Annotated in this window: 27 protein-coding genes; 11 read left to right on the top strand and 16 right to left on the bottom strand. The window is 74.5% G+C overall.

Annotated elements, in window-relative coordinates:
• Positions 1 to 7: 7 nt before the first annotated feature.
• The 5 genes from ACFVXG_RS13845 to ACFVXG_RS13825 all read right to left on the bottom strand — a co-directional run bounded on the left by ACFVXG_RS13845 (position 8) and on the right by ACFVXG_RS13825 (position 4,085).
• Complete coding sequence (locus tag ACFVXG_RS13845) at positions 8 to 349, bottom strand: hypothetical protein (RefSeq protein ID WP_387927214.1); 342 nt, start codon at positions 347 to 349, stop codon at positions 8 to 10.
• 110 nt (positions 350 to 459) lie between these two features.
• Positions 460 to 624 carry a hypothetical protein gene (locus tag ACFVXG_RS13840; RefSeq protein WP_387927212.1) on the bottom strand — a complete coding sequence of 55 codons (165 nt, stop codon included), beginning with the start codon at positions 622 to 624 and terminating at the stop codon, positions 460 to 462.
• Positions 625 to 815: 191 nt separating this feature from the next.
• On the bottom strand, positions 816 to 2,027 hold the full coding sequence (locus ACFVXG_RS13835) for a cytochrome P450 (RefSeq protein WP_387927210.1): 1,212 nt from the start codon (positions 2,025 to 2,027) through the stop codon (positions 816 to 818).
• Positions 2,028 to 2,119: 92 nt separating this feature from the next.
• Entirely contained in the window at positions 2,120 to 2,338 is a 219-nt protein-coding gene (locus ACFVXG_RS13830) for a ferredoxin (protein WP_387927208.1), read from the bottom strand.
• Between the two features lie 205 nt (positions 2,339 to 2,543).
• On the bottom strand, positions 2,544 to 4,085 hold the full coding sequence (locus ACFVXG_RS13825) for an ATP-dependent DNA ligase (protein WP_387927206.1): 1,542 nt from the start codon (positions 4,083 to 4,085) through the stop codon (positions 2,544 to 2,546).
• A 306-nt stretch (positions 4,086 to 4,391) separates the two neighbouring features.
• Here ACFVXG_RS13825 and ACFVXG_RS13820 point away from each other — a divergent pair, with 306 nt between their 5' ends.
• Both ACFVXG_RS13820 and ACFVXG_RS13815 read left to right on the top strand, forming a co-directional pair.
• Positions 4,392 to 5,183: a glycerophosphodiester phosphodiesterase gene (locus ACFVXG_RS13820; RefSeq protein ID WP_387927204.1), complete on the top strand. Its 792-nt coding sequence runs from the start codon at positions 4,392 to 4,394 to the stop codon at positions 5,181 to 5,183.
• 6 nt (positions 5,184 to 5,189) lie between these two features.
• A complete protein-coding gene (locus ACFVXG_RS13815; protein WP_387927202.1) occupies positions 5,190 to 6,581 on the top strand; it encodes an MFS transporter in 1,392 nt (463 codons plus the stop codon).
• A gap of 60 nt (positions 6,582 to 6,641) precedes the next feature.
• Here ACFVXG_RS13815 and ACFVXG_RS13810 read toward each other — a convergent pair whose 3' ends face one another.
• The gene (locus tag ACFVXG_RS13810) at positions 6,642 to 7,328 is read right to left on the bottom strand and encodes a hypothetical protein (RefSeq protein ID WP_387927200.1); all 687 of its coding nucleotides are present in this window, start codon (positions 7,326 to 7,328) and stop codon (positions 6,642 to 6,644) included.
• Positions 7,329 to 7,547: 219 nt separating this feature from the next.
• Between ACFVXG_RS13810 and ACFVXG_RS13805 the strand changes: the two genes are divergently transcribed.
• From ACFVXG_RS13805 to ACFVXG_RS13790, 4 genes are all read left to right on the top strand, one after another.
• Positions 7,548 to 8,027 (top strand): GNAT family N-acetyltransferase, encoded by a 480-nt coding sequence (locus ACFVXG_RS13805; protein ID WP_387927198.1) that lies wholly within the window; start codon positions 7,548 to 7,550, stop codon positions 8,025 to 8,027.
• Between the two features lie 172 nt (positions 8,028 to 8,199).
• Positions 8,200 to 9,198: a CAP domain-containing protein gene (locus ACFVXG_RS13800; protein ID WP_387927196.1), complete on the top strand. Its 999-nt coding sequence runs from the start codon at positions 8,200 to 8,202 to the stop codon at positions 9,196 to 9,198.
• A gap of 166 nt (positions 9,199 to 9,364) precedes the next feature.
• Positions 9,365 to 10,963: a sigma-70 family RNA polymerase sigma factor gene (locus ACFVXG_RS13795; protein ID WP_387927194.1), complete on the top strand. Its 1,599-nt coding sequence runs from the start codon at positions 9,365 to 9,367 to the stop codon at positions 10,961 to 10,963.
• 239 nt (positions 10,964 to 11,202) lie between these two features.
• Complete coding sequence (locus ACFVXG_RS13790) at positions 11,203 to 11,973, top strand: hypothetical protein (protein WP_387927192.1); 771 nt, start codon at positions 11,203 to 11,205, stop codon at positions 11,971 to 11,973.
• A 79-nt stretch (positions 11,974 to 12,052) separates the two neighbouring features.
• Here the strand turns inward: ACFVXG_RS13790 and ACFVXG_RS13785 are convergent, their stop codons facing one another.
• Positions 12,053 to 12,289: a hypothetical protein gene (locus tag ACFVXG_RS13785; RefSeq protein ID WP_387927191.1), complete on the bottom strand. Its 237-nt coding sequence runs from the start codon at positions 12,287 to 12,289 to the stop codon at positions 12,053 to 12,055.
• Positions 12,290 to 12,430: 141 nt separating this feature from the next.
• Between ACFVXG_RS13785 and ACFVXG_RS13780 the strand changes: the two genes are divergently transcribed.
• The gene (locus ACFVXG_RS13780; RefSeq protein ID WP_387927189.1) at positions 12,431 to 12,964 is read left to right on the top strand and encodes a pyridoxamine 5'-phosphate oxidase family protein; all 534 of its coding nucleotides are present in this window, start codon (positions 12,431 to 12,433) and stop codon (positions 12,962 to 12,964) included.
• Between the two features lie 24 nt (positions 12,965 to 12,988).
• On the opposite strand, the gene ACFVXG_RS13775 is transcribed toward ACFVXG_RS13780, so the two are convergent.
• From ACFVXG_RS13775 to ACFVXG_RS13760, 4 genes are all read right to left on the bottom strand, one after another.
• Entirely contained in the window at positions 12,989 to 13,783 is a 795-nt protein-coding gene (locus ACFVXG_RS13775) for a L,D-transpeptidase family protein (protein WP_387927187.1), read from the bottom strand.
• Positions 13,784 to 13,882: 99 nt separating this feature from the next.
• Positions 13,883 to 14,641 carry a hypothetical protein gene (locus ACFVXG_RS13770; protein WP_387927185.1) on the bottom strand — a complete coding sequence of 253 codons (759 nt, stop codon included), beginning with the start codon at positions 14,639 to 14,641 and terminating at the stop codon, positions 13,883 to 13,885.
• The gene (locus tag ACFVXG_RS13765) at positions 14,628 to 15,152 is read right to left on the bottom strand and encodes a SigE family RNA polymerase sigma factor (protein ID WP_387927183.1); all 525 of its coding nucleotides are present in this window, start codon (positions 15,150 to 15,152) and stop codon (positions 14,628 to 14,630) included. Before ACFVXG_RS13765 ends, ACFVXG_RS13770 begins: the two co-directional genes overlap by 14 nt.
• Before the next feature lie 459 nt (positions 15,153 to 15,611).
• Positions 15,612 to 17,189: a M1 family metallopeptidase gene (locus tag ACFVXG_RS13760; RefSeq protein ID WP_387927182.1), complete on the bottom strand. Its 1,578-nt coding sequence runs from the start codon at positions 17,187 to 17,189 to the stop codon at positions 15,612 to 15,614.
• Between the two features lie 312 nt (positions 17,190 to 17,501).
• Between ACFVXG_RS13760 and ACFVXG_RS13755 the strand changes: the two genes are divergently transcribed.
• Positions 17,502 to 18,410 carry a carbohydrate kinase gene (locus tag ACFVXG_RS13755; RefSeq protein WP_387927180.1) on the top strand — a complete coding sequence of 303 codons (909 nt, stop codon included), beginning with the start codon at positions 17,502 to 17,504 and terminating at the stop codon, positions 18,408 to 18,410.
• 256 nt (positions 18,411 to 18,666) lie between these two features.
• The gene (locus ACFVXG_RS13750; RefSeq protein WP_387927178.1) at positions 18,667 to 20,694 is read left to right on the top strand and encodes a HelD family protein; all 2,028 of its coding nucleotides are present in this window, start codon (positions 18,667 to 18,669) and stop codon (positions 20,692 to 20,694) included.
• Between the two features lie 13 nt (positions 20,695 to 20,707).
• Here ACFVXG_RS13750 and ACFVXG_RS13745 read toward each other — a convergent pair whose 3' ends face one another.
• The gene (locus ACFVXG_RS13745) at positions 20,708 to 21,220 is read right to left on the bottom strand and encodes a GNAT family N-acetyltransferase (protein ID WP_387927176.1); all 513 of its coding nucleotides are present in this window, start codon (positions 21,218 to 21,220) and stop codon (positions 20,708 to 20,710) included.
• Positions 21,221 to 21,376: 156 nt separating this feature from the next.
• On the opposite strand from ACFVXG_RS13745, the gene ACFVXG_RS13740 reads away from it, so the two are divergent.
• Positions 21,377 to 22,429: a polysaccharide deacetylase family protein gene (locus ACFVXG_RS13740; protein ID WP_387927174.1), complete on the top strand. Its 1,053-nt coding sequence runs from the start codon at positions 21,377 to 21,379 to the stop codon at positions 22,427 to 22,429.
• Between the two features lie 17 nt (positions 22,430 to 22,446).
• On the opposite strand, the gene ACFVXG_RS13735 is transcribed toward ACFVXG_RS13740, so the two are convergent.
• The 4 genes from ACFVXG_RS13735 to ACFVXG_RS13720 form a co-directional block, all read right to left on the bottom strand.
• Positions 22,447 to 22,878, bottom strand: coding sequence for a YchJ family protein (locus ACFVXG_RS13735; RefSeq protein ID WP_387927173.1), 432 nt, complete (start codon positions 22,876 to 22,878; stop codon positions 22,447 to 22,449).
• Between the two features lie 75 nt (positions 22,879 to 22,953).
• Positions 22,954 to 23,607, bottom strand: coding sequence for an NADPH-dependent F420 reductase (locus ACFVXG_RS13730; RefSeq protein WP_387927171.1), 654 nt, complete (start codon positions 23,605 to 23,607; stop codon positions 22,954 to 22,956).
• A 529-nt stretch (positions 23,608 to 24,136) separates the two neighbouring features.
• A complete protein-coding gene (locus ACFVXG_RS13725; protein ID WP_387927169.1) occupies positions 24,137 to 25,687 on the bottom strand; it encodes an FAD-dependent monooxygenase in 1,551 nt (516 codons plus the stop codon).
• 40 nt (positions 25,688 to 25,727) lie between these two features.
• Complete coding sequence (locus tag ACFVXG_RS13720) at positions 25,728 to 26,342, bottom strand: TetR family transcriptional regulator (protein WP_387927168.1); 615 nt, start codon at positions 26,340 to 26,342, stop codon at positions 25,728 to 25,730.
• A 203-nt stretch (positions 26,343 to 26,545) separates the two neighbouring features.
• Between ACFVXG_RS13720 and ACFVXG_RS13715 the strand changes: the two genes are divergently transcribed.
• Positions 26,546 to 26,944 (top strand): cytochrome C oxidase subunit I, encoded by a 399-nt coding sequence (locus tag ACFVXG_RS13715; RefSeq protein WP_387927166.1) that lies wholly within the window; start codon positions 26,546 to 26,548, stop codon positions 26,942 to 26,944.
• Positions 26,945 to 26,991: the final 47 nt, after the last annotated feature.

Below are 26,991 nucleotides of genomic sequence, written 5' to 3'. Positions count from 1 at the left end.
GGCGCGGTCAGCCGCCGAGGGCCGCGGGCGGGGCGACCGCCCCGTGCCCCGCTTTGACGCCGTTCACCATCGCCTGGTGGACGGCCCGCGCGGTGGCCTCGTCCGCGGCGGCCACCGGACTGCCGGACACCGTGTACCAGTCCAGCGCGCCGGTGTACTGGACGGTCAGCCGCGCCTCGCCGTCCACCCACGTGGTGTGCACGGTGAGGTCGCCGGAGATCGGCCCGACCTCGGTGGTGGTGACCCCGCCGGGGCCGCTGATGATCGACTGGGTGGTCCAGGTCGCCCACGCGGTGCGCGGGTCCGCGGGCGGCCGGGTCTGCCGGTCGGTTTGATCGTGTTCGGTCATGCGCCTATCCTCCCCCGCCGGTGAGCCGCCGCCCGGGCAGCGACACCTGCGGTCGCAAGGACCGCCCGGTTTCCGCCGGGCGGTCGGATCGGATCGGTGTGGCGGACGGGTCAGCCGCTCGCGCCGGGTTCGTCCAGGATGGGGTCGCCCTCCGCCTGGGAGGTGTCCTGTGCGTGCAGGTTCTGCATCGAGGTGACGCCCTCCTCCGGATCGGCGGCGCGGACGTCCTCCTCACGGTCGGTGCTCACTCCGGAGCGTTCGCTCATGTCGGTCATCGCGGGCTCCGTATCCTCGGCCGGCCCCGGAGCGCCCGGACGCGGGCGCGGTCGGGCCGGGTCTGTCCCTCACCCCTCCAGCCTGCCCCCGCCCCGGCGCCGGGGCCAGCCGGGTGACCCGCGCGCCCGGTGACCGGGGCCCGCCCCGGTCACCGGACCGCCAGGTCACCCGAGGCCGCCCGGCCGCCGGATCACCAGGTCACGGGCAGCGACCGCATCCCGTAGATGAACGACTCGGTACGGAACTCGCGCTCGCCCGTCAGCCGCAGCCCCGGCAGCCGCCGGAACAGGGTCTCCAAGGCGATCTGGAGCTCGGCGCGGGCCAGCGGCTGGCCCAGGCACTGGTGCACGCCGAAGCCGAAGGCCACGTGCCGCCGGGCGTCCCGCGCCAGGTCCAGCTCGTCCGGCGGCCGGTGGTCGGCGCCGCCGAACACCTCCTCGTCCCGGTTGGCGGTGGACAGCATCGCGATCACGCCCTCCCCGGCCCTGACCGTCACCCCGCCCAGCTCCACGTCCTCCAGCGCCACCCGGGGCAGCCCGGTGTGCACGATGGTCAGCAGGCGCAGCAGCTCCTCCACCGCGCCGGGCAGCGCGGCCGGGTCGGCCAGCCTGGCGATCTGCTCCGGCTGCTCCAGCAGCAGGGCGGTGGACAGCGAGATCATGTTCGCGGTCGTCTCGTGCCCGGCGATCAGCAGCAGCACGCCCGTGCTGGCCACGTCGTCCGGGCTCAGGTCGTCCCGCACCGCGAGCCGGCTCAGGACGTCGTCCTCCGGTTGTGCGCGCTTGCGGGCCGTCAGGTCGCGCAGGTAGTCCAGAACCTCCTCCTGGGCCTCCCGGAGCTGCTCCACGGTGCTCTCCCGGCTGAGCAGCGTGCGGCTCAGGCCCTGGAAGCGGTCGCGGTCCTCGTACGGCACGCCGAGCAGCTCGCAGATCACCAGCGAGGGCACCGGCAGCGCGAAGTCGGTGACCAGGTCGGCCGTGGTCCGGCCTGCGGTCATCCGGTCCAGTGCCGCATCCACGATCCGCTGGATCTCCGGGCGCAGCGCCTCCACCCGCTTGACCAGGAAGTCCCCGGTGACCATGCGGCGCTGGCGGGCGTGCTCGGGGTCGTCGAGGCGCAGGAAGGTCGGGTTGTCGGTGACCAGCCGCTCGCGGGCGCCGGCGACCAGCAGCGGGAAGGCCGGGTGGCGCACGTCGGCGCTGAACCGGCGGTCGGACAGCACGGTGCGGACCTCGGCGTAGCCGGTGGCCAGCCAGCAGGGGTCGCCGTCGGGCAGTTCGGCCCTGGTCATCGGCGCGGTGGCGGCGGCCTCGGTGTACGCGGGCGGGGGGCCGAACGGGCAGCCGCCGGAGTGCGGGGCCGGCAGCAGCGGGACGACGGGGGCGGTGGGTATGGCGGTCAAGGCGGGGGTCTCCTCGTGTCGCGGGTGTCCTCGTGGGGTGCAGGGAGTCGGGGACGTGGCCGCGCGGCGTGCGAGGCCGGCGGCGGGGGCCGTCAGGCCCCGGGCTGTGCGGGCCCGTCCTCGGTGACGGTGATCGCCCGGCCCGGGCAGAGCTCGGCGGCGAGTCTGACGTCGTCGAACTGCTCGGGCAGAACAGTGGTCTGACGGAGTCTCACCAGACTGTCCCGGTCGTCCTGGTCGAAGACCGCGGGGGCGTTCATCACGCACATCCCGGAGCTGCAGCAACGGTCCCGGTCGACGCTCACCTGCATGTCGGGCACCTCTCGCCAGGGCGCCGCCGGCTGCCCGGCGGCCGCCTCTCGTTGTCACGGTCAACCTAGCCGCCGCTGGTCCGCCTACGGAGGGGTACGGCGGACGGATCGTCGAGAATGGCTGATTCGGCTCCTGCGTGAACGCCCTTGCCACGCAACGCGTTTCAACCGGCGGCAGGCTGCCGGACGGGCGGTGCGGACGGCCTCACAAGCCCTCGGCGGCGGCCAACTCCCGTACGGAGGCGACGGTGTCGGCCTCGGCGGCGCTCTTGTCCGGCCGGTAGCGCACCACCCGGGCGAACCGCAGTGCCAGCCCGGCGGGGTAGCGGGGGCTGCGCTGGAGGCCGTCGAAGGCGATCTCGACGACCAGTTCCGGCCGCACCCGCACCGTCCGGGCGTCCCGGTCGACCTCCCGGGCGAGCAACTCGGCGGTCTGCCAGGCGAGTGTCGCGTCGGTCAGCCCCTTGAAGGTCTTGCCGAGCATCACCCACGGGCCGAGCCCCGGCTCGCCCGCCGCCCGGGCCCCCAGGTGCAGATTGCTCAGGAACCCCTGCCGTCGGCCGCTGCCCCACTCCGCGGCCAGCACCACCAGGTCCAGGGTGTGCCGGGGCTTCACCTTGATCCACCCCGCCCCGCGCCGCCCGGCCGCGTACCCGGCCGCCGGATCCTTCACCAGGACGCCCTCGTGGCCGAGCGCCAGGGCACCGCGGAAGAACGCCAGCGCCTCCGCCCGGTCCCCGGTCTCGATCCGGCCCACCCGCAGACCCTCCGGCGCCACCTCGGCCAGCGCCGCCCAGCGATCCCGGCCCGGCCGGTCCACCAGGTCCTCGCCGTCCCGGTGCAACAGGTCGAAGAAGCGGACGCTGAGCGGGACTTCGGCCCGCAGCCGGTCCGGATCCCGCCGGGTGGCGGTGCGCGCCGCGGTCTCCTGGAACGGGCGCGGCCGCCCGTCCGCACCCAGCGCGATCGCCTCCCCGTCCAGCACCGCCGACCGCAGCGGCAGCGCCAGCGCCGCCTCCACCACCTCGGGGACCCGCGCCGCGATGTCCTCCAGACCGCGGGTGAACACCGCGACCTCCCCGCCGTCCCGGTGCACCTGCACCCGGATCCCGTCCAGCTTCCACTCCACCGCCGCCGCACCGGTGCGCTCCAGCGCCGAAGCCACGTCCGGCGCCGACGCCGCCAGCATCGGCCGCACCGCCCGGCCCACCTCCAGACGGAACGCCGCCAGGGCCCCGGCCCCACCGCCCAGCGCCGCCTCCGCCACCGCCCGGGCCGACCCCCGGAACATCAACGCCCGCCGCACCGCCGCCACCGGCACCCCGGCCGCCTGTGCCACCGCGTCCCCGACCAGCGCGTCCAGCGCCCCCTGCCGCAGATCCCCGACCAGCACCGCCCGCAGGAACCCCTGCTCCACCTCCGTCGCCCGCCCGAACAACCCCGCCAGCAACCGCCGCCGCTCGGCCTGCGCCCCCGCCCCGTGCACCCCGGCGATCCGCTCCAGCTCCCGCTCCACCTCCCGCACCCCCAGCGAGGCCTCCGCGGCCGGCGCCGGCAGGTCCCGCAGGGCCGCCCACCCCACCCCGGTCCGCAACCGCTGCGCCTCACCCGACAGCAGCACCACCGCCGCCGCCCCCTCCTCGGCCCCCAGATCCCGCAGACACCCCGCCAACAACCCCACCTTCGCCCGCCGCCCGGGTTCCGCCGCCACCTCCCGCGACACCTCCGCCAGCCGCCACAACCCCATCCGCCGCCACCTCCACCCACCCAGCATCCGCGCGGCCCCCCGGCCCCGCACCCGGAGCCGCCGGGCACGTAGCCTTTCCCGTCCAGCAGTTGACCGGTGAGGGGGAGCGGCCGTGTCGATCGAGTTCGTGCGCCGGGCGGACGGCCTGGTCCACCGCTACCGCCAGGACGGCGAGTTCACCGGCCGGCCGTCGGGCGGCCAGCGGCGTTACTCCTTGACAGGGTGCGTAATACTGTAACGCGCGCGGTCCGAGGCGCCGTCGGAGCGGGCCGCGCGGCGTCCCTTCCCAGCAGCTCGGAGCACCGCATGCACCCCTTCCTCGACCACCCGGGGCCGCTGGCCTTCGCGCACCGGGGCGGTGAGCTCGGGCACCCGGAGAACTCGCTGGCCGCGTTCGAGGCCGCCGTGGCGCTGGGCTACCGGTACCTGGAGACGGACGTGCACGCCACGGCGGACGGGGTGCTGGTGGCCTTCCACGACTCCCGGCTCGACCGGGTGACCGACCGCGCCGGGGCGGTGGCCGAACTGCCCTGGGACACCGTCCGGCGGGCCCGGATCGGCGGCACCGAGCCGGTGCCGCTGCTGGAGGACCTGCTCGGGGCGTTCCCCACGGCCCGGTTCAACGTGGACGTGAAGGCGGCGCCCGCCGTCGGGCCGCTGGTCGAGGCGATCCGCCGGACCAACGCCTGGGACCGGGTCTGCGTCGGCGGCTTCTCCGACAGCCGGATCGCCGCCGTGCGCGCCGCCGCCGGTCCCCGGCTGGCCACCTCGCTGGGCCCGCGCGAGGTCGCCCGGCTGCGGCTGCGCTCGCTGGCGGGCCCGCTGGCGCGGGGCGGGGCGCCGTTCGCCGGGGTGTGCGCCCAGGTGCCGGAGCGGCACCGGGGGATCAGGGTGGTCGACCGGGCCTTCGTCCGGGCCGCGCACCGCCTCGGCCTGCAGGTCCACGTGTGGACTGTGGACGATCCCACACGGATCCGGTCTCTCCTCGACCTGGGTGTGGATGGCATCATGGCGGATCGCATCGACGTCCTGAAGGGCGTCCTCGGCGAGCGCGGCTGCTGGACGGACGGCAGCACCGGCTCCAGCACAGTGAAATAGGAGCCCATGAGCACCACGGACCACCTGCCGGACGACGTCTCGTCGCCTCCGGCGGCCGCCGACGACGGCCGTGCCCTGCGCCGGATGCAGTTCGGCTGGTACATCAACGACTGGGCCAACGCCGCCTTCTCGGCCACCGTCCTGACGGTCTTCCTCGGGCCGTACCTGACCGAGGTGGCGAAGAAGGCCGCCGACGCGTCCGGCGACGTGCACCCGCTCGGCCTGACGATCCGCGCCGGATCGTTCTTCCCGTACACGGTCTCCTTCTCCGTGCTGATCTCGGTCGCGGTGATGCTGCTGACCGGCACGGTCGCCGACCGCACCGGGCGGCACAAGGAGCTGATGGGCGGCTTCGCGTACCTGGGCGCGCTCGCCACCATGGGGATGTTCTTCCTCGACGGCGACCGCTACCTGCTCGGCGGGGCGCTGCTGGTGGTCGCCAACATCTCGTACGCGGTGTCCGTGGCGCTCTCCTACGCCTACCTCCCGGGCCTGGCCGCCCCCGACGAGCGCGACGCCGTCTCCTCCAAGGGCTGGGCCTACGGCTACGCGGGCGGCGGACTGCTGCTGATCGCCAACCTGGCGCTGTTCCAGGGCCACGACGCGCTCGGCCTCTCCTCCGGCACCGCCGTGCGGATCTGCCTGGCCTCGGCCGGCCTGTGGTGGGCGCTGTTCACCATCGTCCCGATGCTGCGGCTGCCGTCCCGGGCCGGCGTCGTCCGGGCGCGCGCCGCGGCCGCGCCGGACCAGCCGGCCGCCGGCAGCCTGCGCGAACTCGGCCGCACCCTCAAGGGCATGCGCAAGCACCCGCTGACGCTGCTCTACCTGGCGGCCTTCCTCTGCTACAACGACGGCATCCAGACCGTCGTCTCGCAGGCCTCGCTGTACGGCAGCGAGGAACTCGGCATGGAGCAGGGCACGCTGGTCATCGCCGTGCTGATCGTCCAGATCGTGGCGATCGGCGGCGCGCTGCTGCTCGGCCGGATCGCCCAGCGCTACGGCGCCAAGAAGACGATCCTGGGCTCGCTGGTCGGCTGGGTGGTCACGCTGGCCCTCGGCTACTTCATGCCGGCCCACCAGCCGGCCTGGTTCTACACCCTGGCCTGCATGATCGGCCTGGTGCTCGGCGGCAGCCAGGCGCTCTCCCGCTCGCTGTTCTCGCACCTGATCCCGGCCGGCCGGGAGGCCGAGTACTTCAGCCTCTACAAGGTCAGCGACCGCGGCACCAGCTGGATGGGCCCGCTGGTCTTCGGCCTCGCCTACGAGGTCACCGGCAGCTACCGCTCGGCGATCATCTCGCTGCTGATCTTCTTCGTGATCGGCTTCGCGGTGCTGGTGAAGGTCCCGGTCCGCCGCGCCATCGAGGCGGTGGGCAACCCCGTCCCCGAGCGCCTCTGAGTCCGTTTCCGGGCGGCCGGGCGCTTCAGCCCGGCCGCCCGGGGTTGTTCAGGGGGGAGCTCAGCGGCCCGTGATCAGTCGGCCGATTCCGTCGAGGAACTCCTCCAGGGTGTCGGCGGCGAGCTCGAAGACGCCGTCGAAGGAGGCCGTGGCCGACTTCCAGACCCGGCCGGAGTGTCCGGTCGCGAACAGGCGGCCTCCGCCGTCACTGCCGAAGACCAGCGCCAGACGCTCGCCCTCGATGACGGGGACGCCGTACTCGCGGACGTGTGCCGTGACCGCCCCCGGTGGGTGGATGAAGTAGCCGTTGTCGAGATCGGGCAGGGACGCCCGGTCGAGCACCCCGTAGAGCGTCGCCAGGTCCGGGGGCACCGGCAGCAGTTCGCCGAGCGCGTCCGCCGCCCGCCGACCGGCGTCCGTCGCGTGGGCCAGGGAGTTCTCGCCGGGTGGGAAGCCGTACCTGGCGGCGAAGGAGCGGGTGAACCCGGTGAGGGCCGCAGCGGTCTCCTCGCACCAGGTCCGCAGCCACTGCGGGTCGAGCTGCGGACCGGGCAGCGGGGTGGGGTTCCCGAGGTCGACGGTGACGGACCGGACGCCCTCCGGCTCGCGGGCGGCAGCCATGGCGCGCAGCCGCGCCTTGCCGGCTTCGTCGGCCTCCTCGCTGCCCGGGTAGAGGACGATGTACCGGGCCCCGTCGTCCTCGTCCTGCCAGCTGTAGCTCTGGTACTGCTCCGTCGGTTCGTCCACCGTCGGAACCTCCGTTCCGTGCTGTCGGAATGACCCACCGTAGGCGATGGGCTCCGGCAGGGCGAAGCGCTGCTGCTCCCGGGTGGGGTCGGGTGCGGCCCGAGGGTAACTGCCGGAGTGGAGTGCGGGGCGGGCGGTGTTGGCCGGGGTGGAGATCGGCGGGCGGCCGACGGGGCGTCATGCTGGCCCGAGCCTTTCCGACCGAGCGAGGAGACCGAGTTGAGCACCGCCGCCGTGAACCGTTGGAAGATCAGCGCCCCGGAGCAGGGCGAGTACCCGCAGTGGCGTGAACTCTTCCGCGGGTACTGCGAGTTCTACCGGGTGCCGATGCCGGAGGAGAAGGCCGCGCTGGTGTGGTCCTGGCTCAACGACCCGGCGCACGAGGTGGAGGGGCTGCTGGTCCGGGACGGCGACGGGACGCCGGTCGGGTTCGCGCACTTCCGGCCGTTCGCGCGGCCGCTGCACGGTGCGGTGGGCGGCTTCCTGGACGACCTGTTCGTCGCGCCCGAGGTGCGCGGCGGCGGCGCGGTGGACGAACTGCTGGCCCGGTTGCGGGAGATCGCCGCCGAGCGCGGCTGGAGCACGGTGCGCTGGATCACGGCGGACGACAACCACCGGGCCCGCAGCAAGTACGACCAGGTGGCCACCCGGACGATGTTCGTCACCTACGACATGGCCCCGGCGGACCAGGCTCGCTGAGCCCGCCGGGCCCGCCCGGCAGCCGACGGGGGCAGCCGATCGGGGCGGGTGACCGGTTCGTGTGACCAAGTCGCCGGACATTCGTTCGGACTTTCTGTTATCGGCCTTCCAGCAGGGGGTCTCCCAGGTGTCGGCACCCGACCAGCCGACCTGGACAGAAAGCAGTGGCCACGTGAACAGCGACGACAGGACGACCATCATCCCGGTGAGCGGCGGCGGCAGCAGCGGCGGCGGCAGCGGGAGCGGTGGCCACGGCCGCCCGGGTGGCCGGGCCGCGCGGAGGGCCGCCGAACGGCACGCCGGCCGCGGCCGCCGGGGGCGCAGGCGTGGCGGGTTCGTGCCGGTGACCGCGGTGGTCGCCGCCGTGGCGGGGACGGGCCTGATCGCCGCGCTGGCGGGCGCCGGGTACGCGGCGTACGGCGGCCGGCAGGCCGACCGGGACCTCGCCGGGCAGGCCGCCGCGGCCGACACGCTGGTCGCCGCCGAGCTGGGGACGCACGAGGGCATCCAGGTGCCGGGCGCCGGGGCAGCGGGCCCCGCGGCCGCCGTGCCGCCGTCGGGCGGTGCGACGGCGTCGGGTCCGACGGCCACCCCGAGCCCGACGGCCACCGCGACCGCCACCGCCTCCCCGACGGCCCAGCCCACGGCGACGCCGACCGCGACGGCCACCGCGACGGCCAAGGCGGGCCCGGCGTCGACCCGCCCGAGTACGAACGCCGCCGCGGGCACCGCCCAGCGGGCCGCCGCCGCACCGGCGGGCGGCGGGTCGGCGGGCGGCGGGTCGTCCCCCGCCTTCGCGCAGCAGGTCCTCGACCTGGTCAACACCGAGCGCGCCAAGGCCGGGTGCGGCCCGGTCACCGCGGACTCCAAGCTGGCCAGCGCGGCCCAGTCGCACAGCGACGACATGGCCAACCGCAACTACTTCGACCACGCCAGCCCGGAGGGCTACCACGCCGACCACCGGATCGAGGCGGTCGGCTACCGCTGGAGCACCTGGGGCGAGAACATCGCCCGGGGGCAGAGCGACCCGGCGGCCGTGATGGATTCCTGGATGAACAGCCCCGGCCACCGCGCCAACATCCTGAACTGCGACTTCAAGCAGCTCGGCGTGGGTGTGCGGACCGGTGCCAACGGTCCGTGGTGGACCCAGGTGTTCGCCGCCCCGGCCTGACCGGGCCCGCCCCGCGTCGTCCCCGCCCTCCGCCTGTGGCCGGTACCTCCGGCCCCAGGGCAGTCCGATTTTCCGATTCCGCGCACATTGTTGTTATCTGATCACTCCCCACAGGTCTCCGAGGAGGCAGCGGCGGACGGAAACACGGCAAGACGGAGTGCGGACCATGAACGCTGATGTGCAGAACAGGACCGGGACGACCCTGGTACGCGCGGCGCAGGCAGGTGACCGGCAGGCCCAGGAGGCCTTGGTCGCCGCCTGGCTGCCGCTCGTCTACAACGTGGCCGGCCGCGCCCTGCGCGGCCACGCCGACGTGGACGACGTCGCCCAGGAGACCATGATCCGCGCCCTGGACGGCCTGGACGGGCTCCGCGACCCGGAGTCCTTCCGGTCCTGGCTGGTCGCCATCACCATGAACCAGGTCCGCCGCCGCCACGCCGCCGGGCAGCAGCAGCCCACCGTCGGCGGCCTGGACGAGACCTGGGAGGTCCACGACCCCCGGGCCGACTTCACCGACCTCACCATCCTGCGCCTGGGCCTGTCCGGCCAGCGCCGCGAAGTGGCCGAGGCCACCCGCTGGCTGGACCCGGACGACCGCGAGCTGCTCGCCCTGTGGTGGCTGGAGGCCGCCGGCGAACTCACCCGCGGCGAACTCGCCGAGGCCCTCGACCTGACCCTGCCGCACGCCGCCGTCCGGGTCCAGCGGATGAAGAAGCAGCTGGAGGCCGGCCGGGTCGTGGTCCGCGCCCTCGGCGCCTACCCGCAATGCCCCGGACTCGCCGAGGTCACCGCCGGGTTCGACGGCACCCCGAACTCGGTCTGGCGCAAGCGGATCGCCCGGCACATCCGCGGCTGCGCGGGCTGCGACGGCCTGGGCCGCGACCTCTTCCCGGCCGAGGGGCTGCTGGCCGGTCTGGCGCTGGTCCCGATCCCGTCGGCCTCGCCCGCCCTGCTGCACCTCCAGCACACGGCCGCGACCGCCGCGACAGCCGCCCACTCGGCCGCCGCCGGCGCGGGCTCCGGGGCGGGCGCGGGGGCGGGAGCCGGTACGGGGACCGGCGCGGCCACCGGCGGTGGCGCGCACGGCGGTTGGGCCGGCTTCGCCGCCCGCAAGGCCGTCCTGGCGGGCGGCGCGGCCGCGGCGGTGGCGGTCACCACCCTGGCCCTGGTCTGGTCGAACCCCAGCGAGCCGCCGAGCGCGGCGGCACCCGAACCCACCGTCCCGGCCGCCGCCGTGGACACCCCGGCGGCCCTCCTGGTGACCGCGCCCGCCAGCCCGACCCCCACCCCCACTCCCACCGAGACGCCGACCCCCACCGGGACCCCGACGCCCACGCCCTCGCCGACCGCCACCCGGCCGACCCCGGCCGCACCGCAGCCCAACCCGGAGCGGCAGCTGGTGGACCTGGTCAACGCCGAACGCGCCAAGGCGGGTTGTGCCCCGCTGCGGATGGACCCCCGGCTGCACACCTCGGCCCAGAAGCACTCCGACGACATGGCCGCCCGCGGCTTCTTCGACCACGTGAACCCCGACGGCGTCCGCCCGGACGCCCGGATCACCGCGGTCGGCTACCGCTGGTCCCAGTGGGGCGAGAACCTCGACCGCGGCCCGACCACGGCGGCGAGCGTCTTCGCCCGCTGGATGGACGGCGGGATCCACCAGTCCAACATGCTCGACTGCGGTTTCAAGGACATCGGCGTCGGCATCGCCACCAGCCCCGCCGGCACCCTGTGGACGCAGGACCTGGGCGCGCCGATGTCCTGACCCGACCGGCCCCATCCGACCCGACCTGACCCGACGTGGATCGGTCCGACGCGGATCGGTCCGGGTCCGAGCCGATCCGGCGGGCGTTTCCGGCCAAGTTCTGACGTGACCATGCTGGCCGTACTGGAACCGCCTTGGAGCGTTCCAATTCTTGCTACTGTCACACCAGTTCCACCACCCCGGCGCCCGCACGGCCGCCGTGCGGGGCCCTACGGACCTGCCGATTGGACTGGTGTGAAGTGACAAGACTGCGTGACCGACTGCTGGACCGTTCGTCGACCGCCGCCCTCCGGAGCCGACTCGCCGCCCTGGCCGGGGCGCTCGCCCTGCTGGTGGCCGTCCTGGTCGGAGCGGGCGCGGCCCCCGCCTCCGCCGCACCGGCCACCGCCAACGCCGCCGCCAGTGCGGCTGCCACTGCCACTGCCACCGCCGCCAAGACCGCCGCCGCCGGGCCCGGTTGGATCTGCCGGGGCGCGCCCGTGACCCCGGGCTACGTCCTCACCAACCACACCAACAACGGCTGCAACGGGGCCGGCATGTGGTACCAGCAGCCCGTCCGCGACGGCATCTGGACCTGCGCCACCTCGCCGATCCCGGCCGGCTACGTGCTCTCCGGGCACAACCCCACCGGCTGCGACGGCTACGACTCCTGGTACATGCGGCTGCCCGTGGACGGCCTGTGGACCTGCGGCACCTCGCCCATCCCGCCCGGCTACGTGCTGACCGCCCACGTCGCGAACGGCAACGGCTGCACCAACATCGACGCCTGGTTCATGCAGCTCGCCAGGGACGGCATCTGGACCTGCGCGGGTTCGCCGATCCCGCCGGGCTACGTCAACACCGGCCACCAGGTGCCCGGTTGCGGCGGCATCGGCTCCTGGTTCCAGGTGGTGGCCCGCGCCGGACAGGTGGTCTGCCCGTACCAGCCCGTTCCGGCCGGCTTCCGCCTCGGTTCCTACGTCAACAACGGCTGCAGCGGCCTGGGCGGCTGGTACCTCCTCCGCGCCTGAACCGACCGGGGCCCGGGGAGGGGAGCCGTACGACGGCCGCACCCACCCCTCCCCGGGCCCCGGTCAGGGGAGGGAGGACCTACGCTGGCGTGACCGGCACCAGGCCGTCGGCCGAGCCGGTCACGTACCCGGTGGCCTGCCCGACCACCCCGCCCGCGTCCCCGACCTGCCCGGGCACCGCGTCCGGCACGCTGGTCAGCGGACCGGGCAGCCCCTCCTGACCGCCGACCGCACTGGCGTGCGCACTCGGGGCGGTCAGGGAGGCCACCACGCCGACGGCGATCGAGGCGACGGCGAGCATGCTGCGCTTCTTCATGGCCGGTCCAACGACGCTGCGCCGCAAGGGTTACGGGCGGGCCCCGGCGGGGATGCCGCGAGCGGCGACCGGTCGGATACTGGCCGTGGTGTTCCGCGACAGTGTTCCGCGACCTCTCCACGACGGGAGTGACGAACGACGATGAACGATCCGGAAGTCCGGCTCGACGAACGGTTCAGCGACCCGGGGGTCAGTGCGACTCCCTGGGCGGCCGCCCGTCAGGTGCTGGAGTCGGCGCAGCTGTTCTGGATCACGACGGTGCGGTCCGACGGGCGCCCCCACCTCACGCCCCTGGTGGCCGTGTGGCTCGACGGGCAGCTCCACTTCACCACCGGCCCCGAGGAGCAGAAGGCCGTGAACCTGGCCGGCAACCACCATGTGGTGCTGGCCATGGGCTGCAACCAGTGGGACCGGGGGCTCGATGTGGTGGTCGAGGGCGTGGCCGTGCGCGTCACCGAACACCCCGCGCTGGAACGTCTCGCCGCCGCCTGGACGACCAAGTGGAAGGGCGAGTGGCGGTTCCGGGTGACGGACGAGGGCTTCGCCCACGAGTCCGGGGGCGACTCCTTGGTCTTCTCGGTGCGGCCCGCCAAGGTCCTCGCTTTCGCCAAGGGCGGTTTCGGTCAGACCAGTTACCGGTTCGACGGAGACCGGGCAGCCGATCCACCGAACTGACCCGGCCGGCGGCCGGGTTCACGGTCAGCGGGCCAGCGCCGCGGCGTCCCCCATCACCACCACCGGGTGGAGCGCCGGATCGAGCGCCGTCAGGAGCTCGCGCATCCGGTCGGCGGTCATGCTGACGCAACCGTGGGTCGGCCCGCCGTGGTCGACGTGCAGCCAGATGCCGCCGCCGTAGCCGCTGCCGCGCGGGCGGCGCCGGTCGAGCGGGGTCGAGCCGGGGACGCGGTTGTAGTCGATCGCGACCACGTAGTCGAAGGCCCCGGCCAGCGGCTCGCCGTCGAACCCGGTGCCCGAGATCACGAAGTCATCGGACCGGTCGTACGGCAGCCGGCTTCCCGGGTCGGGCAGCCGGCCGCCCGCGTCGCTGAGCGTGAACACCCCGACGGGGGAGCGCAGATCGCCCTGGCGGTGGTCGGTGGTCCAGCCCTTCCTGGCGTTGCGGGTCGGCCAGGTCGGCCCGGCGAGCCAGCCGTCGCCGTCGTCGCGGTAGAGCACGGCGTGCCCGGTCGAGGCGTCGGGACCGTCGCCGGTGACCACCAGCGCCTGCCGTGCCCCGGCCGGTATCGCGCTGCGCAACTGCGCTCCGACGCCGGGGAGTTGGCGCGGCAACTCCGGTGGGGCGGGCCGCGCGGCGGCGACGGCGACCGGTTGCCCGGCGGGGACGTCCGGAGCCGGGACGTCCGGCGCGGAGACGGCGGGTGCGGAGGTGGCACCGAGCGCGGGGCTGACGGCGGCGGAGGGCGAGGAGCCGTCGGGTGCGCAGCCCACCAGGAGCAGCGCCAACCCCACGAGGGCGCGACGGGGTAGGGACATGGCGTTCCGTTTCGATGAGCGGCCGAAGGGCCGGGAGAAGTCGAGCGAGCCGAGGGATGTCGAGAGCGTCGAAGGACGCTCAGCGGAGCGGGCGGGGGATCAGTGGCCGTCCGCCCGGATCGATTCGAGCACCTGCTGCACCTGCCGCAGCGTCGGCTCCGAGACCTCCCGGGCACAGGCCGTCAGCTCGACCAGGACGGGGCCGTTGAGGTCGAGGCTCCGCTGGCCGACGAGTTCCCGGTCGCCGTTGCGGTCCGCGCAGTCCTTGCCGACGGGGGTGTCCGCCATGCCGATGGTCGCCCCGTTCGGCCGGCCGCCCGCGTCCGGCGCGTTCACCAGCCGCAGGGTGAGCAGGACCCGGTCCGGGGCCGCCTGCGCGGCCGGTGCGCCGCAAGGGGTGGCCGATCCGGCGCAGGCCGCCTTCGGGTCGAACGGCCGGTTGGCCAGGTAGCCGATGGCCTGGTGCGGGGCACCGGAGACGGGCAACGCGAACCAGCCCTGCGGCAGGGTGGCGGTGAGGCCGTCGACGTCGGGGAAGCGGATCGGGCCGCCCGTCCCCGTGGCGGAGGGCGGGGTGGACGGGGCCGCCGTGACCGTCGGCTGGGCCGCGGCCCGCTGCTCCGGGGCCGGCGCCGGCGCGATCGCCGGGGCGGCGGCCAGCGCGGCGGCGACCAGTCCGCCGGTCAGCCCGACTCCGAGCCCGGCGTTCCGCCGTCGCCGCCTGGTCCGGGCGGCCCGGGCGAACACCCGCTCCATCCGGTCGTCCGGTGCGGCCAGGGCCGGGACGGCCTCGTGCAGCAGGACGCGCAGCTCGTCCTCGGTCCCCCCGGCGCCGTCCCGCGGTTCAGACCAGTTCACGGCTTCCCCCGTCCAGCAGCAGTTCCCGGGCCGGGAGCCGGCCGCGCAGGGTGGCCAGCGCCCGGTGCGACTGGCTCTTGACCGTGCCGGTGCTGCAGCGCAGCACCTCGGCCGTCTCCTCCACGCTGAGGTCCTCGAAGAAGCGCAGCACCACCACGGCCCGCTGACGCGGGGGCAGTGCCCGGACCGCCTCGGCGACCACCTGGCCGAGCACCACGTCGTCGAAGGGGTCGGCCCGGGAGGCCACCGGTTCCGGCAGCTCGCCGTGCGGCAGTTCCCCGGTCCAGCGCCGCCGCCACCAGGAGACGTGGCAGTTGACCATGACCTTCCGCAGGTACGCCTCGGGCCGCTCGCGGGCGATCAGCTCCCAGCGGGGCCAGATCTTGGCGAGTGCGGTCTGCAGCAGGTCCTCGGCCTGGTGCGGGTCCCCGGTGAGCAGCCAGGCCGTGCGCAGCATCTTGGGGCCGCAGGCGGCGACGAACTCCGTGAAGTCCGGTGTCGCGTCCCTCATCCTGCTGCCGCCCCTGCCCCTGCCATGGTGTCCGTACCGTTCCCGTCAGCCGTGGCGGCCCGGCGGGCCGCGTTCTCGAAGGTGTCATTCTCACGGCTGCTGAACGCGATGGGCGACGCGGGGGGTTGCCTGCCGGTCGCGGGTATTTTTCGCGGGCCGCGCCCAGGGCCGCGCCCAGGCCCGCGCCCAGGGCCGCGCCCAGGCCCGCGCCCAGGGCCGAACTCCGGGCCGCGCCCAGGGCCGCGCCCGCGGCTGCCCGGGGCCCGGCGGCGGACGTTGGACGGCCCGCGTGCCGGCCGGGGCTAGGCCGGGCGGCAGGCGGGCCGTGGGGACAACCATGGCTCGGTCGGCCCCGGACGGACAGGGGCGCACGGGGGCGCCCGGACGTGCGCGGAGGCGCGACCGGGCGGGCGAATCGCGGCAGAGCGTTCGAAAGCGGAGCAGAGTCCGCGAAGGGCGTCAGACCGTCCCCGAGTGCTCCGGCGACCCGGGTCCGACCGGTCGTGCGCCGGCGGCCGGAGCGGTGGACACCGGCGCCACCGTCCAGTCCGGGTGCCCCGGCATCGGCGGGGTGCGCCGCCCGTACAGCCAGTCGTCCAGGAAGCCGCCGAGGTCCTGCCCGGAGACCTCCGAGGCGGTGCGCACGTAGTCCCGGGTGGTGGCGGTGCCGTAGCGGTGCTCGCGCAGGAAGGTCCGCTCGATCCGGTCGAAGGTCGCCTCCCCGACCTTCTCGCGCAGGGCGAACAGCACCAGGGCGCCGCCGGTGTACCGCTGGTCGTCGAAGAGCGTGGCGGCGGTGGGCGAGGCGACCGGGCCGGAGTCGTGCCGCCACTGGTCGCCGAGGCCGTAGACCCGGCGCATCCGGTCGGTCAGGGTGGTGTCGCCCCAGGCGTCGGGCCAGCCGCGCTCGTAGCGGTAGCCGAGGCCGTAGTAGTCGGCGTGGCCCTCGTTGAGCCACAGGTCGGCCCAGGTGGCGGGGGAGACGCTGTCGCCGAACCAGGAGTGCACCAGCTCGTGCATCATGTGCGAGCCGATCGCTGGCTCGGCCTGGCGCAGGAAGCCGGGCTTGTAGAGGGTGAGGGTCTGGGTCTCCAGTCCGGTGAAGCCGAAGGCCGCCGGGTCGTCGGTGTCGGCCGGCAGGATGCCGTAGGTCTCGAACGGGAACGGCCCCAAGTGCCGCTCGGCCCAGACGAGTTGGTCGGCCGTGAGGTCCAACGCCGGGGCCAGCTCGGCGACCCGGGCGGTCGGCACGACGTCGCGCAGCGGCAGCCCGCGCGGTCCGGTGCGCTCGCGGACGGTGTAGTCGCCGACGGACACCTGGACGAGTTCGGTGGCCATCGGCTCGCGGGAGGTGTACCGCCGGGTGGTGCGGCCGTCGCCGAGCGGCACGGTCTGCGTCAACTGCCCGTTGGCGACGCCCAGCAGCGGGTCCGGCGCGGTCACCGCGATGGTGAAGCGGGCCTTGTCGCTCGGGTGGTCGTTGCACGGGAAGACGGTGTGGGCGCTGGCGGGCTGGCCGGCCACCGCGAAGCCGTTGCGGGTCGGCACCCAGCCGGTGTGCGGCAGGGCGGCGCGCGGGTCGGCGGTGTACTCGACGGTCAGTCGCGCCGTGCTGCCGCGGCGCAGTGGCTCCGCGGGGGTGACGGTCAGCTTCTCGTCGTGGGTGGCGAACCGGGCCGCCCGCCCGTCGACCCGTACGGCGTGCACGTCCAGGCCGAGCGCGTCCAGGGAGAGGGCGGCCAGGGTGCGGGAGGGCCGGGCGGTGATCACCGCGGTGGCGTCCACGGTCCGGGTGTCGGCCCGGTACTCGAAGGACAGGTCGTAGGCGAGCGCCCGGTACCCGGTGTTGCCGAGCGTCGGGAAGACCGGATCGCCCAACCCGTCCACGGCCGTGGCCGGCGGGACGCTCGTGGACAGCAGCGCCGCACTCAGCACGAGCGCCAGGGCGAGACCGACACGGGGCCTGGACAGGGCGATCACCACACTTCGGAGGTCGGGGCCGGTGGGTCGGCGGTGCGGGCGCGAGGCACCGGGCACGGATGCTAGTGGACCGTCAGGTCCGCCCATCGGGATCCGCCCGGAGCCGACCGGATCCGGCCGGAACCGATCGGAACCATGGCGACACGCGGACGTCCCCCGGACGGCGCACGCTGCTGGCGGCGCCCCCGGCCCGGGGCTAGCGTTCGTAGTGCTTCGTCCCCTGACGGACGGGGCCACGGCCGTCGGAGAACCTGGCCAGGTCCGGCGGCCGTACTCCTGTGCCCGGACGGCTCCGCGGCCGCACCGCGTAGGCTGCCCCCGGACGTCGCCCGCGAACCCGTCGCCCGCGAACCGGAGCCAGGAGCCGCCGTGACCACCCCCGCCTCGCCCCTCCTGGTGATCGGCGAGTGCGTCGCCGACATCGTCCGCACCGACGGCGCCCCCGACCGCGTCCACCCCGGCGGCAGCCCCGCCAACCTCGCGTACGGCCTGGCCCGGCTGGGCCGCCCGGCGGTGCTGCTCACCGAGCTGGGGCCGGACGCCAACGGGAAGCTGATCCGGAGCCACCTGGAGTCGGCCGGAGTGGAGGTCCGGGCCGCCGAGGTGGCGCGCACGCCCTCGGCGGTGGTGCGGCTGGACGGGCAGGGGCGGCCCGAGTACACCTTCGACATCGGCTGGACCCTGCCGCCCACCGAACTCACCGCCGCCCCCGCCGCGATCCACCTCGGCTCGATCGGCGCGGTCACCGAGCCGGGCGCCGCCGCGGTGCTCGCCCTGGTGGAGCGCTGGCGCGACCGCGCGCAGGTCAGCTACGACCCGAACGTGCGCCCCGCGCTGATGGGCGAACGGGTGGAGGCCGTCCGCCGGGTGGAGCGCTGCGTGGCGCTGAGCGACCTGGTCAAGGCCAGCGACGAGGACCTCGCCTGGCTCTACCCGGGCGAGCCGGTCGAGGCGGTGGCCGAGCGCTGGCTCACCCTCGGCCCCGCCGTGGTCGCCGTCACCCTCGGCGCGGAGGGCGCCTTCGCGCTCACCGCGGACGGCCGCCGGGAGCGGGCCGCGGCCGTCCCGGTCACGGTCGCGGACACCGTCGGCGCCGGCGACTCCTTCATGGCCGCCTTCCTGCACGCCCGCGCCGCCGGCACCGACCTCGCCGGCTGTCTCACCGCGGCCGTCACCGCCGCCGCGCTGACCGTCTCCCGCCCCGGGGCCAACCCGCCCTCGGCCGCCGAACTGGCCGTGGCCCTGGGCGAGGGCGCCGGAGTGAGCCCGAAAGCGTAGACCGGTGTCACCGGATCTTCCCCTTTTCATTTCCTGAGTGCGGCAAGCGATCGGCGATATGCGGAAAAGCGGAATTCTTGATGCGCCGCACGGTCGGCCGTCAGGGATTCAGTCGCCGGGACATGGATTCAACAGGTAAGTCAAGACTTACCTTCCGAGAATTTTGACCGTATGGTATGGCTCGATTCGAAGGAGCCTGCTGTTGTCGAAGACGAATGATCCTGTTGTGCCCGCGGTTGACTCGGAGCGGGAATATGTGTCCTCGTTGTACGAGGTGCTCACCGAGCGGCTTTCCGAGGCGAGGGCACAGCGGGCGAGCGTGTTGAATTCCCCGGCGGAAAGCGCTGGTGAGGCGTACGAGCGGGAAATCGCCGCCGATCGGCTGGCCAGGGAAATCGGTCGGCTGGCGGGCGCCGAAAAGGGGCTGGTCTTCGGCCGCGTCGACTGGACGGACGGCACGGCCCTGCGCATCGGTCGGATCGGACTGCATTCGCAGGACGACGACCTGCCGCTGTTGGTGGACTGGCGGGCGAACGCGGCGCGGCCCTTCTACGAGGCGACACCGGTCCACCCGATGGGCCTGCGGCGGCGCCGGCACCTGTGCCTCGAGGAGCGCACGGTCGTCTCGGTCAGCGACGAACTGCTGGACGGGAGCGCCCCGACCGACGAGGACGTGGTGGGGGACGGCCCGTTGACGGAGGCCCTGTCGGCACGGCGTACGGGCAGGATGCACGCGGCCGTCGCGACGCTCCAGGCCGAGCAGGACGAGATCGTCCGCTCCGCCCACCGCGGCGTGACCGTGGTGCAGGGCGGGCCGGGCACCGGCAAGACGGTGGTCGCCCTGCACCGGGCGGCCTACGTCCTGTACGCGTTCCCGCGCGCCGCGGAGGAGGGCGTCCTGGTGGTGGGCCCGAACGCCCGGTTCCTCGACTACATCTCCCAGGTCCTGCCCTCGCTCGGGGAGAACGACGTCGTCCTGGCGACCTGCCGGGAACTGGCCGGAGTGTCCACGGACGCGGTGGACCCGTTCGACACGGCGCGGCTCAAGGGCACCTCCGAGCTCGCCGAGGCCCTGGCCGGCCTGCTGCGCGCCCACCAGGCCCCCGCCGGTGACTTCACCGTGCGAGTGGGGCGGGAAGCGGTCCGGCTGTCCGGCGCGGAGGTCGCCACGGCACGCGCCGCCGCCGTGGCGGCCGTGGCGGGGCACCACCCCGCGCGCCAGGTGTTCAAGGAGCTCCTGGTCGACGCCGTCACCGACGCGATGCAACGGGACATGGGCGACCTCCTGGAGCAGATCGACGCCGATGCCGCCGCGATGACGGGCCTGGACCTCGACCGGTTCACCGGAGCCGCCCAGCGCCGTGCCGAAGGCGCGGCCGACCCGGGTCCGGCCCACGAGCTGGACCTGGACGCCGTCCGGGCCGACCTCCTCGACGACGCCGGCGTCGACCGGGCGGTCGAGGCGCTGTGGCCGCGGCTGGCACCCGGTGACCTCGTGACGGCGCTCCTGACGGACGCCGACGCCCTCGCCGAGCACCTGCCCCGCCTGAGCGCGCAGGAGCGGTCCCTGCTGCTGCGCGGTCCGGACGCCCCGTGGACCGAGGCCGACGTGCCGTTGCTGGACGAGGCGGCGAGCCTGGTCGACGGCCCGCCCGAGCGGACGTACGGGCACGTGGTCGTCGACGAGGCGCAGGAACTGACCGCGATGCAGTGGCGGATGATCGTGCGCCGCTGCCCGGCGCGGGGGATGACGCTGGTGGGCGACTTCGCCCAGGCGGGCCCGGTCGCGACGGCACGCGACTGGAAGGAGGCCCTGAGCCCGCACGTCGGACCGCGGTTCAAGCTACACGACCTGACCGTCAGCTACCGCACCACGCAGGAGATCCTGGAGAGCGTCCGCGGCCTGCTCGCGCGGATCGCCCCGGACCAGAAGCCCACCCGGTCGCTGCGCAGCGGTGAGAGCCCCCGCACCGTGACCGCACCCGCGGACGGGCTGGTCGACGCCGTCGCCCGGGAACTCCGCGCCCAGAGCGCCGCACACCCGGGCGAGCTGCTGGGAGTGGTCTGCGCGGACACCAGGGTCGGCGAGCTGACGGCCCGGGGCATCGCCCGCCACGCACGCATCGTGCCGGCCTCCGAAGCACGCGGCCTGGAATTCGACGGGGTCGTCGTGATCGACCCCGAGGAGATCATCGCGGCCCGCCCCGGCGGGGACAGGGACTTGTACGTGGCCCTGACCAGGGCCACCAAGCGTCTCTGCACGATCGCCGTCCAACCCGCCTGAGGACCCGGCTCCCCTACGGGCGGCTCTCGGTGAGGTCCTTGCCGTACCAGACCTCGGAGTAGGGGCCGGTGTCGCCGTAGGCCGGTATCTCCCGGTAGCCGTTGCGCAGGTAGAGGGCGCGGGCCTCGACCAGGTCGAGGCGGGTGTCGAGGACGATCCGCTCGGCGCCCAGGGTGCGGGCGGCGTGGTCGACGGCGGCGAGCAGCCGGGCGCCGCCGCCCGTGCCGCGCAGGCCGGGGCGGACGAAGACCCGGGTGAGTTCGACGGTGGTGGCGTCGTGGCGGCGCAGTCCGGCGCAGGACTGGGGCGCGCCGTCGTAACGGCCGAGCAGGAAGAGGCCGGTGGGGGCGGCCAGGTCGTCGCTGGGGGAGTCGGCGAGGCCGGTCTCCAGCTCCTCCGGGGTGCCCTCCCGGTCCAGGTGGAGGCGGTAGTAGCGGTTGGCCACGTCGTAGTAGTACTCGCGCAGCAGCTGCGTGGCCTCGGGGGTGGTCACGTCGGCGGTGGTGATGGTCCAGCGGTCGGTCATACGCGCATGATCCGTTTCCGGCTGCCGCGGCCGCAAAGGGTTTTCGTGCCGGTTGCGGGGATTCGGCAAAGGATCGGCAAGGCGGGCGGCGTGCCGTTGCCCCGGGTGGGTGACGGGAGGTTGGCGGGGGCGCGCGGCGGGGGAGCAGTAGCAGCTATGAACGGACCATCAGTTTGTCGCATTAGTGGGGATCTGAGGAGAGGTCAGAAGCTGCGCAGTGCGCGCACCGGCCTGCTGGCCGCCGTCTGCCTCACCGCCGTGGTCACCGGCTGCGCCGGTCCCGCCGCCCAGCCGAAGTCCGCCCCGGCCGCCGGGGCACCCGCCGCCGGAGCACCCGCCGCCGGGGCCGTCGCAGCACCCGCAGCATCCGGAGCTTCCGGGGCCGACGGAGCCTCGGCGACGCCCGGGGCCGCCCAGCCCGCTCCGCCGCAGCTCCCCGGCCTGGCCCGGGAGCAGGAGGAGAGCAGCAGCGAGGCGGTGGCCCGCCAGGCCGACGCCGCCCGCGCCGTCCTGGAGACGGCGCAGCGCTGGGGCCTCGACCACCCGCCGCTGAAGCCGCCGGCCCGCCCGGCGACCAGGGCGGTCCTCACCCCGGTGCAGGGCGTCAAGCTGAAGGACGGCCGTCCGCCCGTGGTGTTCCGGGTGCCGACCGAGGAGAAGGTGGTCTTCCTCACCGTCGACGACGGCTACGACAAGGACCCGGAGTTCGCCCGGATGGCGGCCGAGCTGGGGGTCCCGCTCAGCGCCTTCCTCTCCGACTACCTCGTCCGCGACAACTACGGCTACTTCCGGGACCTGCACAAGCAGGGCGTGGAGATCAACAACCACACGATCAACCACCGCAACCTCAAGGTCCTCGACTACGAGACCCAGCGCCGGGAGATCTGCGACCAGCAGGACCAGCTGGAGCAGCAGATCGGCGTGCGCCCCCGGCTCTTCCGGCCCCCGTACGGCGAGTACAACGACGACACCCTGCGCGCCGCCGCCTCCTGCGGGGTGCAGGCGGTGCCGCTGTGGAACGAGGAGGCCTTCCCGGACCACATGGAGTGGCGCTACGACGACCGCAAGCTCCACCCGGGCGACATCATCCTCACCCACTTCCGCGGCACCTCCGACTGGAAGGCCACCATGCCGGACCTGCTGCGCAAGGTGGTCAACGACGTCACCGCGGCCGGCTTCTCACTGGGCCGCCTGGACGACTACCTCTAGGCCCGTCGTGGTCCCGCTCAGCCGAGCGCGAGGGCGTCGAGGTACACCCAGGCGCCCTCGTGCCGGACGAAGCGGCTGTGCTCGCTGAGCACGCCCTCCTCGCCGCCCTCGGTCCAGTGCGCGCGGAAGGCGACGGTGCCCTCGGCGTGGAAGGCGCCGCCCTCGCTGGTGGAGAGCACCTCCAGCCGGGTCCAGCGCAGCGCCGGGTCGAAGTCGACCTCGTCGGGCCGGGTGTCCGGGTGCCAGGTGCGCAGCAGGTAGGCCTCGTCCTGGGCGGCGAAGGCGCTGAACCGGGAGCGCATCAGCGACTCGGCGGTGGTGGCCTTCGCCTGGCCGCGGTGCAGCCGGCCGCAGCAGTCGCCGTAGGCGGCGGGCAGGCCGCACGGGCACGGGGAGGACGGCAGCAGCCGGGGAGCGGCGGGGCGGGGCGCGGAACGACGTCGGGACATGCCGACCATTGTCCCCCACGGCCGGTCGGCGCACGCCGGGCCCGCCCCTCCACCGGGAGGGACGGGCCCGGGGCGCTACGCGGGCCGCCGGAAGGAGTAGTTGAACTCGGCGCTGCCGAAGTGGCCCATCATCCGGAGCCAGAACGGCATCATCATCTCGGTCGCCCGGGCGCCGGTGATGTCCCCGAGGTCGACGATCCAGTCGGCCGGCCAGCCGAACTCGCCCAGCAGGGCGACCGTCTCGGCCTTGGCGTCGGCGTCGTTCCCGGCGATGAACAGGTTGTGCTCGCCCGCCAGCTTCCCCGGGGCGACCATCAGCTCGCAGTTCAGCGTGTTGAGCGCCTTCACCACCCGGGCCTCGGGGAACTCGCGCTGGATCTGCTCGCCGACGCTGTCGGTGTTCACCGGGGCGAGGGTGACGCCCTCGGGGCCGAACACCAGCGGGTTGGACACGTCGATCAGCAGCTTCCCGGCGAGGTGCTCGGCCCCGGCCGCGCGCAGCGCCGCCAGCGAGACCGTCCCGCCGGTGGCGTTGAGCACCACCTCGCCGAAGGCGGCCGCCTCGGCGAAGGTCCCGCAGCTGCCGGCGGGGCCGGCCTGCCCGGCCCAGGCCAGCCCCTTCTCGTTGTCCTTGGTCCGGGAGCCCAGCGTCACCTGGTGGCCGAGTGACACCAGCTTGTTCGCCAGGGTCTGGCCGACCATGCCGGTGCCGATGATTCCGATGCGCACAGCGTCCCCGTTCGTCCGGATCCCGCCGCCCGTCGAGGAGCGGCCGCGACGACCCTAGTTGACGGGGCGTCGGGCGGGGGCGATTCCCGGGGTCACGCGCCGGGGCCGATGCTCATGAGGGCGAACAGCTCCGGGGTTGTGAGCTGTTCGGCCGCGAGTGAGCGGGAGTGCACATGAGGGCGCACACGTTGCACGCTCACGCCCTCTGGATTGGGTTCGGTCCGGTCACTGCGGTAGCGTCGAGCTCGCGATCTGGGACGCCGGGAACGGCGCCAGCGTTCGGGGCTCCCTCTCCACCGGAGTGATGGTTCGGGACCTCCCCGTCGCCTCTGGCTGTGCCCACTTGGCCAGGTCGTGAGGGAACCGGCCTCCCGGGACGGACCACGCACAGGATGCGTGTCGCCCATCGGGGTTGAGTACGCCGGGGACCAGTGCGCCCAAGACCGTTCGGGGCGTGCGGCTCATCGGGATTCACTCCTGATCAGTCCAAAGGAACGGTGGAGTACTCAGTCCGCCCGGGTGCGGGTACTCAGATCCGCGGCTCGCCGAACCAGTCGCGCAGCGCCCGGTCCAGCCCCTCCCGGTCGGCCTCGCCGGGGGCGCAGGCCCAGGCGACGTAGCCGTCCGGGCGCAGCAGCAGTGCTCCGGCGGGCGGCTGGGCCGGTGCGCAGTCGGCGGCGAGGACGTCGACCCGGTCCTTCCAGCCGGCCGCCCGGTCCGCGAGGCCGAGTGTGCCGCCGGTCAGGTCGAGCAGCAACGGCCGTCCGCTGTGGGCGAGTTCGGCCAGTCGGGTGCTCCCGTCCGGGGTGTCGAGGGCGAGCTCCGGGGCGAAGCCCCCGGCGAGCGGGTGCGAGCAGCCGGTGGCGTAGCGGACGTCGCTGCCCGCCATCAGGGCGGCGATCCGGGCGAGGTTGTCGTCGTGGGCGATCAGTTCGCCGACCAGGGCGCGCAGCGCGGTGGTGGCGGGGCCGGGGGCCATCAGGGCGGTCTGGGCCTGGGAGTGCATGAAGACCCGCTCGCCGACCGGCCGGCGCTCGCTCTGGTAGCTGTCCAGCAGGCCGGGCGGGGCCCAGCCCCGGAGGTCGGCGGCGAGCTTCCAGCCGAGGTTGGCGGCGTCCTGGAGGCCGAGGTTGAGGCCGGGGCCGCCGGTCGCGGCGTGCACGTGGGCGGCGTCGCCGACCAGCAGGACGCGGCCCTCCCGGTAGCGCTCGGCGAGCCGGGTGTTGTGGCCGACGGTGCGGCGCGGGGTGAACGGTCCCGCCGTACGGGCGGGGGTGAGCGGCAGGTCGGCGCCGGTGACCCGGCGGATGCTGGCGCGCAGCTCGTCCAGGGTGAGCGGGTCCGCCTCGTCCACCGGCGGGCCGCCCCACTCCATGGTGGCGATCATGACGGCCTCCGGGTTGAAGGGGGCGATGACGAACACGCCGTGTTCGGTGCGGGTGTGGGTGTACGGGCGGAACGGGGTCGGGCAGCCGGGCAGCAGGATCTCGCCGTCGTCGGTGCTGCGCAGGCCCTCGGGCGGCAGTACGTGGGCGATCCGCGAGACCGGGTCGGGCGAGGTGACGCCGGGGAAGCCGATCCCGGCGAGCTTGCGGACGGTGCTGCGGCCGCCGTCCGCGCCGACCAGGTAGCGGGTGCGCAACTGCCGTGCACCGTCCGGGCCCTGGAGGTCGACGGTCACCCCGTCCGGGTCCTGGGTGAAGCCGGTGACCTCGCAGCGGCGCAGGACCGTGACGCCCAGTTCGAGGGCGCGCGCCTCCAGCACCTCCTCGATCCGGTGCTGCGGCACGGGCATGGCGTGCAGCGGGTTGGCGGCGAGCCGGTGCAGCTCCAGCGGGAAGGCGCCGAAGACGAACCGGGGTACGGGCTTCGGTGCACCCGGGGTGCCGCGGAGCGGCTGGTGGAGGCCGCGGTGGTCGAGCAGCCGGATCACCTGCCCGACCAGCCCGTTGGCCTTCTGCTCGCCGGAGCGCCCGGGCAGCCGGTCCAGGACCACCGGCCGGACTCCGTTCAGTGCCAGTTCGGCGGCCAGGAACAGCCCGACCGGGCCGGCGCCGACGATGACGACCTCGTTGGTCATCTCAATTCCCCCTCGGAAGTGGTGGGTTCACCGGGTGGGTTCACCGGTGGGACGGATCGGGCAGCCCGGCTGCCAGCTGTCGCAGGGTCTCGGCGAACAGCGGCTTGAAGGCCACCACCGGATCGGCGACCAGGTAGTGCTCGTTGGCGACCTGCATGGCGGAGAGGGCGGCCGCGGCCACCAGCTTCGGGTAGAGGTCCCGGTCGGCGTCGGTGCCGGTGCGGGCGGCGATCGCGGCGGTGAGCTCGGCCCGGGTCCGCGCGCCGCCGCGGACCAGTTCGGCCTGGAGCGAGGGCTCGCGCAGCAGCTGCCGCACGGCGGCGATCCACCCCGGGGCGGGCTCCTCCTCCGCGCCGTCGAAGGGCTCGACCAGGGCCTGGGTCAGCGCCTCCCACAGCGGCTCCTCCGCCGGGCGGGCCCGCAGGGCCTCGGCGGCCCGCAGGATCCGGTCGCGGTGCCGGTGGACGATCGCCTCGGCCTTGCTGGAGAAGTAGTTGTTGTAGGTGCGCGGGGAGACCCCGGCCGCGGCCGCGATGTCCTCGACCCGGACGTTCTCCAGGCCCCGTTCCACCGCCAGGCTCAGGGCCGCCCAGCTGAGTGCGTCCCGCGTCGCGGCCTTCTTCTTCTCCCGCAGCCCGGGCTGTCCGTCCGTCATGGCACCACTGTCGCGCAGAAACTGCGTGCCACGCAATAGTGCGTGGCGCGCAAGTTTTTCCGGGCCTCCGGGGTCGTGGCGAGCCGCCTGCCACCTGCGGTTCGTCGCTGATAGTAGTTGCCTGGTCGCGGAGCGGCTTCACGTGGCAGCCCGTCCCCGCAGGAATCCCGGCGGGACGGCTCGACAGGACTTGAGGAGCGGTCATGGGTGGCAGACAGCGTCCGCCGAGGGCGCGGACCCCGCGCCAGGGCAGGCCGGCCGGCGGCGGCCGGGTGAACCCCCGGGTGGAGATCGCCCGCATCGAGGGCTTCCTGGCCTGGGAGGCGGAGGTCGCGGCGGCCGAGCGGGACGCCCGCGCCTTCGCCGCGCAGTTCCCCTGGCTGCCCGACGCGGAGCGGGAGGGCCTCGAACAGGCCTACGCCGCCGACCGCCTGCGCTACGCCGAGGAGGTCGTCGACCGCGCCGTCGACCGCTGCCGCCGGCTGGCCGCCCGCTACCGCGCCGAGTGCCGCCGGATCTGCACCCGCTGGGCGGCGCTCTGCCTCTCCGTCACCCTGGCGGCGGCGCTGTTCGCCGTCGTCCCGGCGGCCCTGCGGGGCTGAACGCGCAACGCCGAGGGCCCGCCGCACCGTAGGAACGGTGCGGCGGG

The sequence above is a fragment of the Kitasatospora sp. NPDC058162 genome (assembly GCF_042884005.1).
Taxonomy (GTDB): domain Bacteria; phylum Actinomycetota; class Actinomycetes; order Streptomycetales; family Streptomycetaceae; genus Kitasatospora.
This window is presented reverse-complemented; position numbering and strand designations above follow the sequence as displayed.